An 18,079-nucleotide genomic window follows, 5' to 3' on the forward strand; every position below is an offset into this window, starting at 1 on the left:
ACCGCCTAAGTCACTATTCGGGCGATCGACTTCAACGGGATCGGCAGCCAGCTGGGCCGGTGCCGCGCCTCGTACGCGGCCTCGTACACCGCCTTGTCGAGTTCGTAGGCTTCGAGAAGATGGCGGGAGTCGCGCGGATCTGCGCCGGTGACTTCGGCGTAGCCCTCGCAGAACGACGCGGCATTGCGGTCCACCCACTCCCGTGCCCGCGCGGCCAGCTGCCGATCCCGGTCGTCGTCGCCTGCCTGCTCCATCAACCGTTGGTAGGCCGCGTACTCGAATGACCGCAGCACGCCGGCCACGTCGCGCAGCGGGGAGTCGGGCCTGCGTCGCTCATCGAGCGGCTGGCCGGGTTCGCCCTCGAAGTCGATCAGCAGCCAACCCTCGGGGGTGCGCAGTACCTGCCCGAGATGCAGGTCGCCGTGCACCCGTTGGACTGTGACCGTTTCCTCCGCGAGCTTGCCGTAGCGCTCCTCGATCAGCGATACGTACTCCCGCAGCTCGGGCACCGCCGCGGCTGCAGCCGACAGTCGCTCCAACACGGTCTCGGTGGGGAACAGGATCGTTGACGTGCCGAGTTGTTCGGCGAGCGTCGCATGCACGGCCGCGACGGCCTCGCCGAGCCGGTACGACTCGCCGGCGAAGTCACCACCGACCTCGTCGGCATACAGGTCGCCCTCCGCGAACAGGTCACGGGTGCTGGCCGTGGCCATGTCCCAGCCTTCGGCGGAGTTGGCGGCGAACTCGGTGACCATGCCGAGCGCGTACGGCTCCCCGGCGAGCGTCGTCTCATAGGAGCCGAGCAGCCGCGCCACATGCTCGTTGCCTGCGCGCGCCAACACGCGATTCAGTTCGATATCCGGATTGATGCCCGGCGTGATGCGGCGGAACACCTTGAACACGGCCTGCTCTTCGAAGATCACGCTGGTGTTCGACTGCTCCGCCGCTGACACCCGCGGCGCCGCGTCAACGGGCAGCGTGACATCGGGCTCGCGAGCGAACCGCACATCGCCGAGCGTCGCCGACGAATCGACAAGCGACAGAAGGTATTTCGCGTCCGCCGGGTTGTACAGCGCGTCGTAGGCGGTGCGGTCGTCGTCCGAGCCGATGGTCGCGACCGAGCTGTACTCCTCGATGGGACCCGTATCCCATCGCACGATGACCTGGTATCGCTCGCCCGGGCCTTCGGCGTAGCCGACGTCGAGCAGCACCAGCTCGAGGTCGTCTCGCAGCGACACCACCAAACCGGGCTCGGCGGACGTCAGTTCGCGGTTGCGTCCGGCATACCAGCGTTGCTGGACGATCCATTCGTCGAACGGAAGGTTCATTGCTGCTCTCCAGATTCTGGCGGCCGCAACTGGAACCAGTAGAAACCGTGGCCGGGCAGGGTCAGCAGGTAAGGCAGCTGGCCGATGCGGGGGAACTCAACGTACCCGGTCATCTCAACCGGGGTGTACCCATTCCAGTTCTGCAGATTCATCTCGATCGGTTGCGGGAAGCGCGACAGGTTGTTCACGCACAACACGGTGTCCTTGTGGCCGTCCTCCCCCATCTCGCGCACGAACGTCAGCACCGAGGGGTTCGACCCGCCAAGCTCTCGGAAGGTACCGATGGCGAATGCGTCGTGGCGGCGGCGCACGGCGAGCATGGTCCGCGTCCAGTTCAACAGCGAGTTCGAACTGTCGCGCTGCGCCTCGACGTTGACGGCTTGATAGCCGTAGATCGCGTCCTGGTTCGGCGGCAGGTACAGCCGGCCGGGGGTTGCCGTCGAAAACCCCGCGTTGCGGTCCGGTGTCCACTGCATGGGCGTGCGCACACCGTCGCGGTCGCCGAGCCAGATGATGTCGCCCATGCCGATCTCGTCGCCGTAGTAGAGCACCGGCGAGCCGGGCAACGACAACAGCAGCGCGGTGAACAACTCGATCTGGTTGCGGTCGTTCTCCAGCAGCGGCGCCAACCGACGGCGGATGCCCACGTTGGCTTTCATCCGCGGGTCCTTGGCGTATTCGGAGTACATGTAGTCGCGCTCTTCGTCGGTGACCATCTCGAGCGTGAGCTCGTCGTGGTTGCGTAGGAAGATGCCCCACTGCGCCATGTCGGGAATGTCCGGCGTCTGCGCCAGAATTTCTGAGATCGGGAACCGCGACTCCCGCCGCACGGCCATGAAAATGCGTGGCATCAGCGGGAAGTGGAACGCCATATGGCATTCGTCGCCGCCGGTGTCGGGATCACCGAAGTACTCGACGACATCGGCGGGCCATTGATTGGCCTCGGCAAGCAGCACGCGGCCGGGGAACTCGTCGTCGATGACCTTGCGGCAATGCTTGAGGAACGCGTGCGTCTCGGGCAGGTTCTCGCAGTTGGTCCCTTCCCGCTCGAACAGGTAGGGCACGGCGTCCAACCGGAAGCCGTCGATGCCGAGGTCCAGCCAGAACCGCAACACGTCGAGCATCGCGTTCTGCACGGCTGGGTTGTCGTAGTTGAGATCGGGCTGGTGGCTGAAGAACCGGTGCCAGTAGAACTGGCGGCGCACCGGGTCGAACGTCCAGTTCGACTCCTCGGTGTCGACGAATATGACCCGCGCGTCGGGGTACTTGTCGCTGGTATCGCTCCACACGTAGTAGTCGCCGTACGGTCCGTCCGGGTTTCGCCGCGACTCCTGAAACCACTCGTGCGAATCGGACGTGTGATTCATGACCAGATCGGTGATGACGCGAATGCCGCGGCGGTGCGCGGCGTCGAGCAGTTCGACGAAATCGTCGACCGTGCCGAACTCGGGCAGCACCTTGTAGAAGTCGCGGATGTCGTAGCCCCCGTCGCGCAGCGGCGAGTCGTAGAACGGCGGCAGCCAAAGACAGTCGACGCCAAGCCACTTCAGGTAGTCGAGCTGTTCGCACAGCCCGCGCAGATCACCGGACCCATCTGAGTTCGAGTCGTAGAACGCTCGCACCAACACCTCATAAAACACCGCACGTTTGAACCACGTGCGGTCCTCCGGCAGTGCGCGAGCGTGTCCGAAGTCTTCTGCGGTTGGATGTTCGACCACGCCGTCCTCGACGTGGCTGCCTTCCACCGGATCGTGTACCGCGCTGCTTGGGTCCATCGATCTTCAAACCTACCCATGTCGAGCGGAATGCAATCGCGCTCAGTCCACCAGTTGAAACCGCAATCAAGTCGGGTTACGGTTTCGGCGTCCTAGATCCGTCAGCGTGGCGATCTGGCCATCACTGGCGTTTGCGTACGACTAAGAATTGAGTGGCCGTGGCTGATTCGACGCCCAATGATGGTGAAGCTCCAGTAATTGTCGGCATGGCCGACGCGGCGATGCACATGTACTCCGCCGCAATCGACGCGCTTCCCGATGTGCACGACCCGGAGTACCCGCACCGCGCAGGCATCATCCTCGCCGGGCTCCGCAAACTTTCGGGTTCGTTGTCTGAGGCCGCCGGGCGCAGCAGGGTGACCCCATCGGTGATCGTCGCGTTGAGCGGTGTGCGGCACCGGTACGACGAGTTGATGGAGACCGCCGCCCACGGGCCGGGTGCGACGCTGGGTCAGCGACTGTATGTCGCCCGCGGGCGCGCCAAGCTTTCGACGAAGGAAGCGGCAAACGGTGTGGGGCTGCGCAAGGACCTCATCGAGGCGGTCGAGGCGGAAGAGCCCGCCACCGAAGAAGAGACCAGCCGGATCAAGGATCTGATCGCCGCCCTTGGCGGCTGACGTCGCTCAGCGCAGGAACCGCGCGGCGCTCTGCGCGCGGAACATCCGGGCGCTGTTGGCCTGCCGGTAGCCGATGAACCCGCCGGACAGCGTGAGCACCATCAGTCCGGCGAGGCCCGGCAGTGCCATGAGCGCGAGCTCGCCTGTCGTGGGCTCGCGTAGATAGCGGGGGTAGCCCAGCCTGGTCGGCTGTCCGCTCGTCGACGACGTCATCGAGATCATCGACGAATTGGCGGGCTCCGTCGTCGGCGGCAGCGAGCCGCGGATCACCGGCGCCCTGGCTCCGACCGCAGCGACGTCGGCGGCGGCCGGCGCGGGGGCCGCAGCGCCTGCCGCCGTGCCGAGCGGAGCAACGGGCGGGGCCGCGGCAGAAATCGGAATGGGCAGCGGCGCGATCACCAACGGCACCTGCAGCACCGGCGGCTCGGCGGCAACAGCGGCGGACAACGGGTTGTCGCCACCGCCTCCTGCGTCCACAACCGGCGGCGACTCCTCCTGCGTTTTGAAGGTGGGACCCGGCGCGGGCGCCGGCGGCTGCGGCTGCGCGGCGGCGAACAACTCGGCAAGAGTCGGCACCGGTATGACCAGTGTCGTATAAAAAAGTTCGGGATTCGGCAATCCACTCTGCGGTAGCTCGTCGCGCCTGGGGATGCGCAGGATAGGAATGGTCCACGCGCCTTTGAATTTCTTTGTCGCCGACGGCACGCCGTTATTCTTTTTGTCGTCTTCTGCGGTCTTTACGTCGACGCCATCGCGGCCATTTCCGAACGTACTGCTCGGCGGCTCGGGATTGCTGGCGCCCGCCGCACCCGAGCCCGAATCGTTGTCGTCAGATTTGCTGGTGACAGCTGCAGCATCGGCTTCTGCGCCCGCCGCATCGCCGGTGTCCGCGACCGAAATTCCCCCGCTCATCAACAGCCCCGTGCTCAGCACGCCGGCACATGCGAACAAACGCATTGCCAAACGTGCCACGGCGCTCACCCCCGATGAGAATCGTTGTCCGTCTTGACCATAAGTGCCGTTATTCTCCCACATTCACGCCTTTAGGTAGATGCGAAATTCGTGGCCGAATTCGAACGACTATTGGCGGACCACGTCATTTGACCGGAGCTGACGCGACGGCTCGCCGTTCGGGTGGGATTGGGTATCGTGCCGACGTGGCGTCCCGTGATCACGGGGACCCGGGCGATGCGCCTTCGGTCCCTCCCCCGCTTACCGCCGTCGCGAATGCGGACCGCCCGTCGGCGGCCGAGGAGGCTCGCACGATCGCGGCGTCGACCAATACGGGCACACTGGCGACGCTGACCGCCGACGGCGATCCGTGGGCGTCGTTCGTCACCTACGGACTGCTGGGCGGTGCCCCGGTGCTGTGCGTGTCGAATCTGGCCGAGCACGGCCGAAACCTTGCCGCAGACCCCCGGGCGAGCATCGCGATCGTGGCGCCCCAGCGCGAGTCCGATCCGCTGGCCAGCGGACGCGTCACGTTGGCAGGCGTCGTCGAGGCACCGACCGGCGACGAACGCGTGGCCGCCCGTGAGGCGCACCTGTCGGCCGTCGCAGCGGCGAAGTACTACATCGACTACAGCGACTTCTCCCTGTGGGTGCTGCGCGTGCGGCGGGTGCGCTGGGTCGGTGGGTACGGGCGAATGGACTCGGCGAGCGGAGAGGACTACGCCGCTGCCGCGCCCGATCCCGTGTCGCCGCATGCGGACGGGGCGATCGTTCATCTGAACAACGACCACGCCGACGCATTGGTCGCGATGGCCCGGGCATTCGGCGGATACCCGGACACCACCACGGCCACCTGCACAGGTGCCGACCGCTACGGGCTCGACCTGCGGGTCGTCACCGAGCGCGGCGTCGCCTACACCCGCATCGGCTATGCCGGCCCCATCGACTCGATCGACGAATTGCGTTCGGCCACGGTCGAGTTGACGCATCGCGCTCGGCAGGCCTGAAATAGGCTCTCGACTATGTCTGTCACCGACCGCCCGGACACCTGGCAAGCCGCCTTCGATCTCATCCGCACGCGCGGCTACGAACATCGCGAGGAACCGTTCCGGCTGGCCAGCGGACAGCTGAGCCACGACTACATCGACGGCAAGTACGCGATCGACAACGGAGAGCGACTGGCGATCGTCAGCCGCGCGGTCGCCGAGCTCGCGACGATGAACGGAATCGAGTTCGACGCAGTCGGCGGCTTGACGATGGGCGCCGACCCGCTGGCGCACGGCGTCGCGATGGTCACCGGCAAGGCGTGGTTCTCGGTGCGCAAGGAGCAGAAGCAGCGCGGCCGCGAACAGTGGATCGAAGGCACTCGGCTAGAGCCAGGCACACGAGTGTTGTTGGTCGACGACGTGATCAGCACCGGCGGCTCAACGGAGAAGGCGCTCGAGCGCGTGACCGCGGTGGGCGCCGTCGTCACGGGTGTGATCCCGATGGTGGACCGCGGAGACGTCGCGACCAAGCGTTTCGCCGCGCGGGGCGTGCCGTTCGTCGCGCTTGTCACCTATCGCGATCTCGGCATCGAACCGGTCAAGGACGTGTGACTAGTGCGTCCAGCGGCCACTTAATGCACGAGTTTCACCGAATCGCGTGACATAACTGGCCACTCGACGCGGCTAGCTAGGCGGCGTCCACGACGAGCACGCCGCTGGGTTCGACGCCGACGCTCACCGCGTCGCCGGGCGAGAACACCCGCGCCGCCGAACTGGCCATCTGGGCGCTGATCACCGAGCCGTCAGGCAGCGCGCAGTACACCCGTGAGATCGGGCCGAGGAAGGCGACCGAGGTGATCGTCGCCGTTCCCGACGAGTCGGGTGACACCGTGACGGACTCCGGGCGCACCATCGCCAAGCCTGATCCCGACGCGATCGAGCCAGGCAGCGTCGGCACCGATGCTCCGAGCACACGGGCCTGGCCGCCCGAAACCTCAGCTGGCACTTTGTTGTTCAGCCCGACGAACTCGGCGACGAACGGCGTCGCGGGGTTGGCGTAGAGATCGGCAGGCGCCGCCAGTTGTTCGAGCTTGCCCTGGCTCATCACGCCGACCCGATCGGCGACGGCCAGCGCTTCCTCCTGGTCGTGGGTGACGAACAGTGTCGTCGTGCCGACTTCCAGTTGGACGCGCCGGATCTCGTCGCGCAGTTGGCTGCGCACCTTGGCATCCAGCGCCGACAACGGCTCGTCGAGTAGCAGCACGCGAGGCTGGATCGCGAGCGCCCGTGCCAGTGCGACGCGCTGCTGTTGGCCGCCGGACAGTTCGCTCGCGTATTTGTGTTTGTGTGCCGACAGTCCGACCAGATCCAACATGTCCGCGGCCTGAGATGTGCGTTCGCCCTTGGCTTTTCCGCGCATCTTCAGCCCGAAGGCGACGTTGTCGAGCACCGTGAGGTGCGGGAAGAGGCTGTAGGCCTGGAACACCATGCCCATGTCGCGTTTGTTGGCAGGCACCTTGCTGACGTCCTGACCGCCGACGGATACCGTGCCCGACGTGGCTTCGTCGAGGCCGGCCAGGATGCGCAGCGCGGTCGTCTTACCGCAACCGGACGGCCCGAGCAGCGCGACGAGTTCGCCGGGCTCGATGTGCAGGGTGAGCCCGTCGAGCGCCTTCACCGTGCCGTAGACACGGGTGAGCTCGTTGAGTTCGACGGCGACTCCACTTGTCATTCAGTAACTCCCGTCGGTGTGGGGACCGCGGCGTCCAGCGCGGTGGCCCTGCGGCGGCCGCGCGTGACCAACGACAGCACGAGCAGCAGGACGAAGCCGAACAGCAGCACGGCCAGCGATGCGGCCACCGATGTGGGGCCGTCGGTCTTGCCGATCTGGACGATCTGCACCTGCAGCGTCTGATACCCGGACAGCGAAGCGATCGTGAACTCGCCGAGCACCACCGCGATGGAAATGAATGCGGCAGAAAGGATTCCGGACCAGATATTGGGCACCACAACCCGCAGAATCGTCGTAGCCCAGCCGGCGCCCAACGAGCGCGCCGCCTCGGCCAGGGTCTTGAGGTCGATCGACGCCAGCGCCGCATCGATGGCCCGGTACGCGAACGGCAGCACCAGCACGACGTAGACGAACGTCAACGTCAGCGCCGATTCGCCGAGGAAGTACGTCACCCACAGATACACGTTGCGCAGTCCGACGACGATCACCAACGCCGGGATTGTCAACGGAAGCAGACACAGAAACTCGACGAAGCCCTTGGCCCACGGCGTGCGCAGCCGCACCCAGATCATCGTCGGCACCAATATGAGCAGCATCGCCACCACGGTGAAAACCGCAAGCAGCAAAGAGATCACGATCGCGGAGTACAGCGCATCGTCGGCGATGAGGTTCTGCCACGCCCGCAGGGTCCGCCCACCGGAGATCAGGTTGCGCGTCGAGAAGTCGGCCATCGCGTACAGCGGGAACAAGAAGAACAGCCCGAACGCCAGCCACAGCACCGCGCGCACGATGCGCGTCATCGCAGCCACCTCGCGGTGCGTCGAACCAGTGCGTTGTAGGCCACCATCACCGCCGCGACCACGACGATCATCTCGAGTGCCAGCGCGTAGGCGAAGCCGGACTGGCCCAGCACCACCTCACTGGTCAACGCGGACCGGATCAGCAGCGGCACGATCGGGCTGCCCTGGCTGACCAGTGCGGCCGCCGTCGCGTACGCCGCAAAGGCGTTGGCGAACAACAGCAGCGCCGACCCCAGAAACGCCGGCGTCAGCAACGGCACCGCGACCTCGCGCCAATAGCGCCACGTCGACGCGCCGAGGCTGACCGCGGCCTCGCGCCACTGATCGCGCAGCCCTTCGAGCGCGGGCACGAACACGATCACCATCAACGGGATCTGGAAATACGTGTAGACCAGGATCAGACCGGTCAGGCTGTACAGCCAGCCCGACCCTGCGAGGTTCCAGCCGAAGACCTGCTGCACCCACAAGGTCAGCACACCGTTGAGACCGACAGTGGCCAAAAACGCGAATGCCAGTGCGACGCCGCCGAACTGGGCCAGCACGCTGCACAACGAGATCACCGCGCGGCGCACCATCGACGTCGGCGGGCTGCTCACGATCAGCCACGCCAGCACCGCGCCGAGCACCGCCCCGATGAGCGCCGTGCTCCCGGAAAGCAGCACGCTCTGCCACAGTGCCGCCAGCGCCGTCGATGAGAACAGCGCCTGGATGCGCGCCAGCGAGAACTGCCCGTCGGCGAAAAACGCGCTGCCGATCACCGTCACGGTCGGGATGATCAGAAAGATCACCACCACCGCGAGGAACGGCAGCAGCGGCAGCCCGTCCCTCAGCTTGCGCACGTCAGCCGATCGCCTTCGCCCAGTTCTCCGACAGGTACTTGGTGGCCTTGCTGGTCTGATCGGGGGACGGCACAGTCACCGGGCCATCGATGACCGGGATCTTGCTCGTGACCGCCTTGTCCATCGTGCCGGCCTGCAGCATCTGGTCGGCGCGCACCGGCCGCACCCCGCCTGCGGCGAACAGGTTCTGGCCCTCGTCGCTGTAGAGGAACTCCTGCCACAACCGGGCGGCCGCGGGGTGCGGGGCGTCCTTGTTGATGGCCTGGTAGTAGTAGCCGGCGACCACACCGTTGTTGGGAACCAGGACCTGCCAGCTGGGCAGCTTCGCGGTGGTCGCGGCGTTCAGGTAGTTCCAGTCGATCACCACAGGCGTCTGCCCGGACTCGATGGTGGCCGGAGTGGGGTCCACGGGCAGGAAGTTGCCCGCCTCCTTGAGCTTGCGGAAGAACTCGACGCCGGGAGCGATGTTGTCGGCCGAACCGCCTTGCGACAACGCGACCATCAGCACACCGGAGAACGCGGCGCCTGCCTGGGTGGGATCACCGTTGAGCGCGACCTTGCCCTTGTATTCGGGTTTCAGAAGGTCGTTCACGCTCGTGACCGGCGGCACCTTGGCGGTGTCGAATCCGATCGACATGTAGCCGCCGTAGTCGTTCACCCATGTGCCGCTCGGATCCTTGTACGCCTGCGGGATGTCGTCGAACGTCGCGACCTTGTACGGCGCGAATGTCGCAGTGTTGGCGAGCGCGACTGACTGGCCGAGGTCGAAGACGTCAGGTGCTGAGCTCTTACCCTTCTGCTGGTTGGCCGCGTTGATCTCGTCCTGGCTGGCCGCGTCGGGCTGCGCGGAGTTGACCTTGATGCCGTACTTGTCACCGAAGGCCTTGATGATCGCGCCGTAGTTGGCCCAATCCGGGGGCAGCGCAATCACATTAAGCTCGCCCTCCTTCTTGGCCGCCGCGACGAGGGCATCCATCCCGCCGACGTCCGCGGCGGACTTCGCCTCGCTGATCTTCACGCCGTTGGCCGACTCGCCGCCGGAGTTGTCTTTCTGCGGCGGCGCACAGCCGATCAAGCTCGCGAAGACGAGAGCCGATGCGGCGGAGACTGCCAGGAGGGACTTGTTCATTGGCGAAACCTTCCGATGGGTAGGAAACGGCACGATGGCGCGGCGGCAACGGCGGCTGATCTACGCGGTGAATGAAGATCCAACAGGCGACCGAACCCTATCGTGGCTGCGACGATGCCGGTGCAAGTTCTTTCAGACTGCGTCCGATTCCAGCCGGCTGCCCATTTGCCCTGGTACGGGCGTTAGCATCTCTATGTGGTTGAACGCGAAGCCTCGGGGGACTTCGACTACCTCTGGGACGACCCGGCCGATGAGGGCGGGTTGACCAGCCATGACCTGGGCGCCCACGCGCAGGCGGGACAGGAACCCGAGGATCTTTTGAAGGGTCCCGGCGACGACCAGTGGGACGACCCGGATGACAACTTCTGGGATAACCAGCCCGATGTCGACGACCCGGGTCAGTTCGACGCGTTCAACGACAACACGTGGAGCTTCACGCCTGCGCCGGTGCCGTGGTACCGCACCAAGCAGGCGATGACGGCGATCGTTGCCGCCTCTGCGGCCGTGGCCGCGATCGTGGTGGCGGGCGTGCTGCTGGTGTTCCGCGGCGGCGAGGGCACCGTCAACGACAACACGTCATCGGTGACCCCGACGGCGCCGACGAGCGTCGCGCCCGTTCAGGTCGCGAGCAGCGAGGCGCCTCCGCCGGAGCCACCACCGCCGCCACCGCCAACGGAGACGGCGGCCTCGCCGGTGAACCCCGGGCCGGGCTACAACCCGACATACGAGCCCCGGCCGACGAAGCCGCCCGAGATCGGCGTGACGCGAACGCCCGTCACGCGGTTGCCGATCAGCGTCGCGCCGCAGCAGCGCGGTCCGCGCAACGGGCACTGATGGCCGACTCCGAGGCGGCCGCAGTGGCCAGGTTCGCCGAGTCGCCCGTCGCGATGCTCGCGACCGTCGGGGCAGACGGCGCACCGCATCTGGTCCCGGTGGTGTTCGCGGTGCACAAGGACGTCGTGTACACCGCCGTCGACGCCAAACGTAAATCCACCCAACGACTTCGCCGGTTGGCGAACATCGAAGACAACCCCCAAGTGAGCATGCTCGTCGATCATTACGACGACGACTGGGCGCAGTTGTGGTGGGTGCGCGCAGACGGCGTAGCGGCGGTCCACTACAGCGGTGAGGAGATGGCCGCCGGCTACGCCCTGCTTCGCAAGAAATACGTTCAGTACCAACGCATTGCGCTCGATGGACCGGTCGTCACGGTCCAGGTGCGGCGCTGGGCGTCCTGGCAGGCCTGAGTCAGGCCGCAGCGGGCACCCTGTCGAGGAATCCGAGCACTGTCTGGATGTGGCCGGAGTCGTCGCAGACGGCGACGTCGAATCCGACGATCGGTGCATCGGCGCCCGCGGGCCCGAGCTCCCAGCCGAACCGCGCCTGGTTGTGGTGCCCGTCGACGGGGCCGACCAACCGGAACACGAAGCCGGGGAACTGCTGCTGCACGGCGCCGATCATCTCGGTGATCGCCTCACGTCCCTCGGCGGCGGCCAACGGGTCGACGTAGCGGGCGTCCTCGGTGTAGAGCCGGTCGACTGCGGCCCGTCGGGCCTCGGCGTCCGTCTCGTTCCAGGTGTCGATGTAGCGCTGTGCGAGTACGTCATATGTGGTCATGCCGTCAACCCTCGCCGGGCGGGCGCCGCGTGTCGATTACCTCGGGGGTAGGCACTCACGAAAGTCACCGAAACGGTTGTGCTCGGTGGCGGTTGGGGGAATTGTGGTGTTCACACGCCTCGGTAGCAGAGCCGCTGCCATCAGGAGGGAACGTCATGGCTGACAAGACGACAACTTCTGCGGGCGCCGGAGCCGCCCCCACCGCGGACAGTCCGGCCGCCATCCGCAACGTGGTGCTGGTGGGCCCATCGGGTGGCGGCAAAACCACACTCGTCGAGGCCCTCCTGGTCGCCTCCGGGGTACTCACCAGACAGGGATCGACCGTGGACGGCACCACGGTGTGCGACTTCGACGAAGCCGAGATCGCTCAGCAGCGATCGGTTGGTCTCGCGCTCGCGTCGTTGCAACATGATGGCGTCAAGGTGAACCTGATCGACACGCCCGGCTATGCCGACTTCGTCGGCGAGCTGCGGGCCGGGTTGCGCGCTGCGGACTGTGCGCTGTTCGTGATCGCCGCCAACGAGGGCGTCGACGACCCGACCAAGTCGCTGTGGCAGGAGTGCGCCCAGGTTGGTATGCCACGGGCCGTGGTGATCACCAAACTCGACCACGCCCGCGCCAGCTACGAGAACGCTCTGGCGGCGGCGCAGGAGGCGTTCGGCGACAAGGTGCTTCCGCTTTATCTGGCCGCCGACACTCCCTGCACGGGACTGATCGGGCTGCTGTCGCAGACGCATTACGAATACGCCAACGGCAAGCGCGCCGATTCCCATGCACCGGATGCGTCGTACTCCGATTCGATCGAGGAACTGCGCGGCAGCCTGATCGAGGGAATCATCGAGGAATCCGAGGACGAGACGCTGATGGAGCGTTACCTCGGCGGCGAGGAAATCGACCAGGCGGTGCTCATCGAGGATCTCGAGAAGGCCGTTGCCCGCGCCTCGTTCTTCCCCGTGATCCCGGCGTGCAGCGCCACCGGCGTCGGAACGCTCGAACTGCTCGAGATCATCACCAGCGGGTTCCCGTCGCCGCCCGAACACACACTGCCGGAGGTGTTCACGCCGCAAGGCAAGGAGCGCACCGGGCTGACGTGCGACCAGAACGGACCGCTACTCGCCGAGGTAGTGAAGACGACGTCGGATCCGTATGTCGGCAGGGTCAGTCTGGTCCGGGTGTTCTCCGGGACCATCACGCCCGACGCGACAGTGCATGTGTCGGGCCATCTCTCGCAGTTCTTCGGTTCCGAGGGATTCCTGGCCTCGGCTGCCATCCATGCCGAGTCCGGGGCGATGGCTGCGCACGCCGACCACGACGAGGACGAGCGGATCGGCACGCTGTCTTTCCCCTTGGGCAAGCAACAGCGGCCCGCGCCCGCGGTGGTGGCCGGAGACATCTGCGCGATCGGCAAGCTGAGCAGGGCCGAGACCGGTGACACGCTGTCCGATAAATCCGATCCGCTGGTGCTCAAGCCGTGGACGATGCCCGAGCCATTGTTACCGGTGGCCGTGCAACCGCGGGCCAAGACCGATGAGGACAAGCTGTCAGTTGGGTTGCAGCGGTTGGCCGCCGAGGATCCGACGCTGCGCATCGAGCAGAACCCGGAGACCCATCAGATCGTGCTGTGGTGCATGGGCGAGGCGCACGTCGGCGTGGTGCTCGACGCGCTGAACCGGAGATACGGGGTCGCGGTCGACACCGTGGAGCTGCGGGTCCCATTGCGAGAAACGTTCGGCGGCAACGCCAAAGGACACGGCAGACATGTCAAGCAGTCCGGCGGACACGGTCAATACGCGGTGTGTGACATCGAGGTGGAACCGCTGCCGGAGGGCTCCGGGTTCGAGTTCGTCGACAAGGTGGTCGGTGGCGCGGTGCCGCGAAACTTCATCCCGAGCGTCGAGAAAGGCGTCCGCGCACAGATGGAAAAGGGAGTCGGCGCGGGCTTCCCGGTCGTCGACATCCGGGTGACGCTGTTCGACGGCAAGGCCCACAGCGTGGACTCGTCGGACTTCGCCTTCCAGATGGCAGGGGGGCTGGCGTTGCGCGAAGCTGCTGCGGCGACGCGGGTGAACCTGCTCGAGCCCGTCGATATCGTTTCGGTGCTGGTGCCCGACGACATGGTCGGGTCGGTGATGGGTGACTTGGCCGGACGACGCGGCCGCGTGCTCGGCACCGACAAGGTCGGCGAGGATCGCACGCTCATCAAGGCGGAGATCCCCGAGGTCGAATTGACCCGCTATGCAATCGATTTGAGGTCGCTGTCGCACGGAGCCGGATCCTTCACCCGGGCGTTCGCCCGCTATGAGCCGATGCCTGAGTCGGCGGCAGCGAAGGTGAAGGCTTCTGCCTGACGCGGTGCTCGGGATCGATTTCGGCCGGGTGATCGAAGGTGGTCTCGGCGTGGACGATGCTGCCGACACCAGCTTCCTCGATTCCAGCTTCGAAGAGGCGCTCGCGACCCCGGCGACGCCCGGCGCCTTCGAGGTCATCCCTCGACTCGTCGCCCTCTTCGGCGGCAGGGTATGGATCATCTCGAAATGCGGTGAGAGCACACAACGTAAGACGTTGTCCTGGTTGGACCATCACGACTTCTACGACCGGACCGGCTTTCCGCGCGGCAACGTCCGGTTCTGCCGCGAGCGCGCCGAAAAGGCCATCCACTGCCGCGAGTTGGGTATCACGCACATGATCGACGACCGGCTCGATGTGCACCGGGCGATCAGGGACGTCGTCCCGCACTTGTATCTGTTCGGCCCTCAGAACGGCGACGTCCCTGACTGGGTGGTCCACGCACCGGACTGGCACGCCGTGGAGGCCGCGCTGCGCTCTACGTCTTCCTGCTAGCAGGAGGCGCGCCGAGAGCTGTTGGGCGCCAAGGTCACTCACCCCTGAGCTCAGGTGGGTCGGGGTTGCCGTGTAGGAGTTCTTCGGGGTGGTGGGCGTGGTTGATCTCGGGTGCTGTGGTGCCGTCGGTCCAGGCCAGTCGGCCGTTGTGGGTGATGCTGGTCTGGTAGTGGCCGTTTGTGATGAGTTTGTGGTCGGGTCCGCAGGCAAAGAACAGGCAATCGGCGTCGGTGCGGCCCTCGGGTGTCCAGTCCGGGCAGTGGTGGACCTCGCTGTGATAGCCCGGCGCCAGACAGCCCGGCCGGGTGCAGCCGCCGTCGCGGGCATAGCAGATGATCCGTTGATCGGCCGTGGCGATGCGAGTCTGGCGCCCCAGGTAAATGGGCCGTTCGGTGTGGTCGTCGAACACCGCCAGATAGTGGATGGAATCGGCGGCCAGCTGGATCACATCACGCATCGGCAGCACGCCCTGGCCGCCGGTACGCGCCGGCGAGGGCATCGGGATATCGGGGTTGGTGACCGCGTGGGCGGCCTGGTTGAGTTCGGCCAGCGTGGTGCGCGCGATCACCGTTACCGGATGACCGCGATGGCTGCCCAGCCCACCGGCGGCGATACCGGCCTTGAGCCCGAGTTTGACCCCGTCGTGGCAGCGCTGGGGGCCACTGCGCTCATCGACGACCTCGGCCATGTGTCCGTCGGGTAAGTGGCGGCCGGGGCGCACCGCGGCGGTCACCGCCTCCACATAGGCGCGGGTTTCGGGGTCGATGTAGCCCGACAACCGTGACATCCCATCGCGGCCCTGCGGCCCCAGGAGCAGTCCGCGCCGCCGCTGCCGGTCGGCTTCATCGAAGTCACCGTCGGGGTTGAAGATCTCATCGATACGCCGCGCCAGGGCCCGCACGATCTCGGCGTCGTTCTTGGTGGCCTCGCGCACCAGGCTGGCCTCGACGTCCTCGCGATCTGTGCCCGACACCGCCGAGGGCAGCGTGTCGATGGCCCGCCCGATGACCCGCAGATGATCCTCACCGATCACCCCCGCGGCCAGCGCGTCGGCCACCTGGGGTAGTTCCGGTGCCAACGGCGGACCCGACAGACAGCGCCGCGGCACCAAACGGGCCGCAGTCTTCATCCGGCGTTTGACCTCAGCCGGCGCGATCCGCAGTCGCGCGGCCAGACTGTTGACCAGTGCAGGCACCATCGCGGTCTCATCGGGCGGATCAGCGATCTCACCGAAGAACCGATACATCAACCCCCGATTGGTGCGCTCCTGGGCCTCCAACCGCTCGGCGAGGTCCACTCGAAACTCGTTGCCCACCTCAGCCGACGACAATCCACGCATCTCGGCGTAGGCGGCGTCCACCGCATCAGCCAGCGCGTCAAACCGCTCCCGCGCCGCTTGTGCAGTGACGAATTCGCCCATGGCACAACACTATCGAACACCTGTGCCAAATCCCCGGCACTCAACTGCCACCTGTGGATGAATTCGCACCTGGGGACAACCCACCACCCACAGCCAAAAAATGTCAGACCCACATGCTAGGCCGTCGGCAATTCCTTGCGCATTGCTATACCACGAGCGCCACGACCCTGACCCACCACACGAAACCCTTTGCGTCGGTACAAGGGCAAGCGCGTCGTACTTACCCGTGCAATGCTCGATCAATTCGTCCAGCAGCGCCGCACCGATACCCTGCCCACGCATCTCCCGGACAACTGCGATGGCGATTTCCGGCAGCGGGGCGTTCTCGGCGTCGAAGAGGAGCGGCGGATTGTGACGGAAGGTCCACACCGCGCCGAGCCTTACTTCTCCTGCTCCTGAGGCGACGATCCCCGTGTCATCAATGCCTGGCAGGAGACTTCGCGTGTCTTCGGAGTCCGCCTCGGGTAGTGGCCAGTCTTCAATGACGCAGGCATGGCGAGCCATTTCAACGATGAAGGCGGTGTCGTCGAAGTTCGTCAGTCGCAACCGCACGGTGACACATGCTAGGCCGCGCACGGGATCGACGCCGCCAGCGACGTGCCGACGCCGACCGGACTGTCGACCCACAGGTGCCCGCCGACCGCTTCGACACGATCGACCAACCCGGTCAGTCCGGACCCGTTCGACGGGTCGGCGCCGCCGGCACCATCGTCGGAGATCATCAAGTTCAGTTGGCCATCGACGGCCCGCACGCTGATCTTGACCTCGTCAGCGTGGGCATGCCGTGCGGTGTTGGTAAGTGCCTCAGCCACAACGTAATACGCGGCCACCTCAACACGGTCGGGCAGCCGGCAGGGCACATCGACATTCAGGTCGACCGGCACCACGGATCGGCATGCCAGCGACCGCAGCGCGGGGCCGAGCCCGCCCTTGGACAGGATCGCCGGATGGATGCCGCGGGAGATCGCGCGCAGTTCCTCGCAAATGTCGCCGAGACCCTGCACGATCTCGTTGAGTTGCTCCCGCACCGCGTCCTGCCCATCGGGCAACGACACTTCCGTCATGCGTGCCTTGAGCGCCAGCGACACCAGGCGCTGCTGTGCACCGTCGTGCAGATCGCGTTCGAGGCGTCGGCGCGCATCGTCAGCAGCGGTCACGATCCTCATCCGCGACGAGGTCAGGTCCGATCGGGCCTGCGCGTTCGCGATAGCCATCGCCACCAGTCGGGCGAAGTCCGCAAGCCGTGCGTCCGTGTCAGGGGGAAGCGGTTGGGCGCGTGACGAACTCACCACGGCGACGCCCCATTGGTGTCCGTCGACGACGATCGGTGCGGTGCGACCGACGGATGTCGACTTCCCGCCGGACTCAGCGACCAGGACGACGGTTCCGTCAGCTTCATGGCGAAACAGCGCAGCATGCTCGGCGTGCAGCGCGTGCGCCAACTCCGTTGTCACGGTTGCGAACACGTCACCGGCCGGCAGTCCTTGCGCAACCGCGGTCGCGACACGTCGCAGCGCCGCCTGCCGCTCGGCAATCCGTTCGGCCTCTGCCGCTCTGGCCCGCGCCACACCGGCCAGCGTGTTCGCCATCAACGTGATGACAAGGAACACGCCGATCACCACCCAGTTGCGCAGGTCGGTCGGATCGAAGCTGTCGTCGGGCCAGTCGCGGAAGTAACCGAAACCAAACGCGCTCACCACCGAAGTCACCGCAGCAAGGCCAGTACCCCAGCCGATCGCGACCACGAGCGCACCGAGCAGATAGACCACACCGAACGTGTCCATCGGCGCAAGCGTTCGCAGCACGACTACCAATAGTGTCTCGGCCGAAATCGCCGCTGCGGCAACCAGTAATCCCACCCACATCGGTGGTGCGGTCGGGCGCACCAGCAATGACAACACCCGGCCGGTCACACCCCTTGATAGCTCCCGTGGCTGTTCAGCAGCTGTGCAAGGGCTGTCGAGCGGCTGCCAGGCTGTCAAGTGCCGCTAGCGGTAATCATGAATGGCCGCCAGCATCGAAGACCGGATCGGCGCGGCGCGCA

At 66.1% G+C, this 18,079-nt stretch carries 18 protein-coding genes; 7 read left to right on the top strand and 11 right to left on the bottom strand.

Annotated features, from left to right (window positions below):
• Nucleotides 1–5: 5 nt before the first annotated feature.
• Both J3E61_RS08450 and treS read right to left on the bottom strand, forming a co-directional pair.
• The gene (locus J3E61_RS08450; RefSeq protein ID WP_210083249.1) at nucleotides 6–1,328 is read right to left on the bottom strand and encodes a phosphotransferase; all 1,323 of its coding nucleotides are present in this window, start codon (nucleotides 1,326–1,328) and stop codon (nucleotides 6–8) included.
• The gene (gene treS, locus J3E61_RS08455) at nucleotides 1,325–3,103 is read right to left on the bottom strand and encodes a maltose alpha-D-glucosyltransferase (protein ID WP_192724774.1); all 1,779 of its coding nucleotides are present in this window, start codon (nucleotides 3,101–3,103) and stop codon (nucleotides 1,325–1,327) included. Before treS ends, J3E61_RS08450 begins: the two co-directional genes overlap by 4 nt.
• A gap of 227 nt (nucleotides 3,104–3,330) precedes the next feature.
• On the opposite strand from treS, the gene J3E61_RS08460 reads away from it, so the two are divergent.
• Nucleotides 3,331–3,720, top strand: a complete 390-nt coding sequence (locus J3E61_RS08460) for a hypothetical protein (protein ID WP_192725249.1) — start codon at nucleotides 3,331–3,333, stop codon at nucleotides 3,718–3,720.
• Between the two features lie 6 nt (nucleotides 3,721–3,726).
• Here J3E61_RS08460 and J3E61_RS08465 read toward each other — a convergent pair whose 3' ends face one another.
• Entirely contained in the window at nucleotides 3,727–4,692 is a 966-nt protein-coding gene (locus J3E61_RS08465) for a hypothetical protein (RefSeq protein ID WP_210083250.1), read from the bottom strand.
• Between the two features lie 185 nt (nucleotides 4,693–4,877).
• Between J3E61_RS08465 and J3E61_RS08470 the strand changes: the two genes are divergently transcribed.
• Both J3E61_RS08470 and pyrE read left to right on the top strand, forming a co-directional pair.
• Nucleotides 4,878–5,678 carry a DUF2470 domain-containing protein gene (locus J3E61_RS08470; RefSeq protein ID WP_210083251.1) on the top strand — a complete coding sequence of 267 codons (801 nt, stop codon included), beginning with the start codon at nucleotides 4,878–4,880 and terminating at the stop codon, nucleotides 5,676–5,678.
• 15 nt (nucleotides 5,679–5,693) lie between these two features.
• Nucleotides 5,694–6,269, top strand: a complete 576-nt coding sequence (gene pyrE, locus J3E61_RS08475; RefSeq protein ID WP_192724777.1) for an orotate phosphoribosyltransferase — start codon at nucleotides 5,694–5,696, stop codon at nucleotides 6,267–6,269.
• Between the two features lie 76 nt (nucleotides 6,270–6,345).
• On the opposite strand, the gene J3E61_RS08480 is transcribed toward pyrE, so the two are convergent.
• Genes J3E61_RS08480 through J3E61_RS08495 form a run of 4 tightly spaced genes read right to left on the bottom strand, consistent with a single transcriptional unit; the run spans nucleotide 6,346 to nucleotide 10,157 of the window.
• Complete coding sequence (locus tag J3E61_RS08480) at nucleotides 6,346–7,389, bottom strand: ABC transporter ATP-binding protein (protein WP_210083252.1); 1,044 nt, start codon at nucleotides 7,387–7,389, stop codon at nucleotides 6,346–6,348.
• Nucleotides 7,386–8,189, bottom strand: coding sequence for an ABC transporter permease subunit (locus tag J3E61_RS08485; RefSeq protein WP_192724779.1), 804 nt, complete (start codon nucleotides 8,187–8,189; stop codon nucleotides 7,386–7,388). The genes J3E61_RS08480 and J3E61_RS08485 overlap by 4 nt, the downstream gene beginning before the upstream one ends.
• Nucleotides 8,186–9,028, bottom strand: coding sequence for an ABC transporter permease subunit (locus J3E61_RS08490; protein WP_192724780.1), 843 nt, complete (start codon nucleotides 9,026–9,028; stop codon nucleotides 8,186–8,188). The genes J3E61_RS08485 and J3E61_RS08490 overlap by 4 nt, the downstream gene beginning before the upstream one ends.
• 1 nt (nucleotide 9,029) lies before the next feature.
• Complete coding sequence (locus J3E61_RS08495) at nucleotides 9,030–10,157, bottom strand: extracellular solute-binding protein (RefSeq protein WP_192724781.1); 1,128 nt, start codon at nucleotides 10,155–10,157, stop codon at nucleotides 9,030–9,032.
• Nucleotides 10,158–10,352: 195 nt separating this feature from the next.
• Here J3E61_RS08495 and J3E61_RS08500 point away from each other — a divergent pair, with 195 nt between their 5' ends.
• Both J3E61_RS08500 and J3E61_RS08505 read left to right on the top strand, forming a co-directional pair.
• Nucleotides 10,353–10,991 carry a hypothetical protein gene (locus tag J3E61_RS08500; RefSeq protein ID WP_210083253.1) on the top strand — a complete coding sequence of 213 codons (639 nt, stop codon included), beginning with the start codon at nucleotides 10,353–10,355 and terminating at the stop codon, nucleotides 10,989–10,991.
• The gene (locus J3E61_RS08505) at nucleotides 10,991–11,404 is read left to right on the top strand and encodes a TIGR03668 family PPOX class F420-dependent oxidoreductase (RefSeq protein WP_210083254.1); all 414 of its coding nucleotides are present in this window, start codon (nucleotides 10,991–10,993) and stop codon (nucleotides 11,402–11,404) included. The genes J3E61_RS08500 and J3E61_RS08505 overlap by 1 nt, the downstream gene beginning before the upstream one ends.
• Before the next feature lies 1 nt (nucleotide 11,405).
• Here the strand turns inward: J3E61_RS08505 and J3E61_RS08510 are convergent, their stop codons facing one another.
• Nucleotides 11,406–11,774 carry a nuclear transport factor 2 family protein gene (locus J3E61_RS08510; RefSeq protein WP_210083255.1) on the bottom strand — a complete coding sequence of 123 codons (369 nt, stop codon included), beginning with the start codon at nucleotides 11,772–11,774 and terminating at the stop codon, nucleotides 11,406–11,408.
• A 155-nt stretch (nucleotides 11,775–11,929) separates the two neighbouring features.
• Between J3E61_RS08510 and J3E61_RS08515 the strand changes: the two genes are divergently transcribed.
• Both J3E61_RS08515 and J3E61_RS08520 read left to right on the top strand, forming a co-directional pair.
• Complete coding sequence (locus J3E61_RS08515) at nucleotides 11,930–14,122, top strand: elongation factor G-like protein EF-G2 (protein ID WP_210083256.1); 2,193 nt, start codon at nucleotides 11,930–11,932, stop codon at nucleotides 14,120–14,122.
• On the top strand, nucleotides 14,115–14,615 hold the full coding sequence (locus J3E61_RS08520; RefSeq protein WP_210085484.1) for a hypothetical protein: 501 nt from the start codon (nucleotides 14,115–14,117) through the stop codon (nucleotides 14,613–14,615). The genes J3E61_RS08515 and J3E61_RS08520 overlap by 8 nt, the downstream gene beginning before the upstream one ends.
• A gap of 34 nt (nucleotides 14,616–14,649) precedes the next feature.
• Here the strand turns inward: J3E61_RS08520 and J3E61_RS08525 are convergent, their stop codons facing one another.
• Genes J3E61_RS08525 through J3E61_RS08535 form a run of 3 tightly spaced genes read right to left on the bottom strand, consistent with a single transcriptional unit; the run spans nucleotide 14,650 to nucleotide 17,948 of the window.
• The gene (locus J3E61_RS08525; protein WP_210083257.1) at nucleotides 14,650–16,035 is read right to left on the bottom strand and encodes an HNH endonuclease; all 1,386 of its coding nucleotides are present in this window, start codon (nucleotides 16,033–16,035) and stop codon (nucleotides 14,650–14,652) included.
• 9 nt (nucleotides 16,036–16,044) lie between these two features.
• The gene (locus J3E61_RS08530) at nucleotides 16,045–16,587 is read right to left on the bottom strand and encodes a GNAT family N-acetyltransferase (protein WP_210083258.1); all 543 of its coding nucleotides are present in this window, start codon (nucleotides 16,585–16,587) and stop codon (nucleotides 16,045–16,047) included.
• A gap of 11 nt (nucleotides 16,588–16,598) precedes the next feature.
• Nucleotides 16,599–17,948, bottom strand: coding sequence for a DUF4118 domain-containing protein (locus J3E61_RS08535; protein WP_210083259.1), 1,350 nt, complete (start codon nucleotides 17,946–17,948; stop codon nucleotides 16,599–16,601).
• Nucleotides 17,949–18,079: the final 131 nt, after the last annotated feature.

This window comes from Mycobacterium sp. OAE908 (assembly GCF_017872775.1).
In the GTDB taxonomy this organism is placed as follows: domain Bacteria; phylum Actinomycetota; class Actinomycetes; order Mycobacteriales; family Mycobacteriaceae; genus Mycobacterium.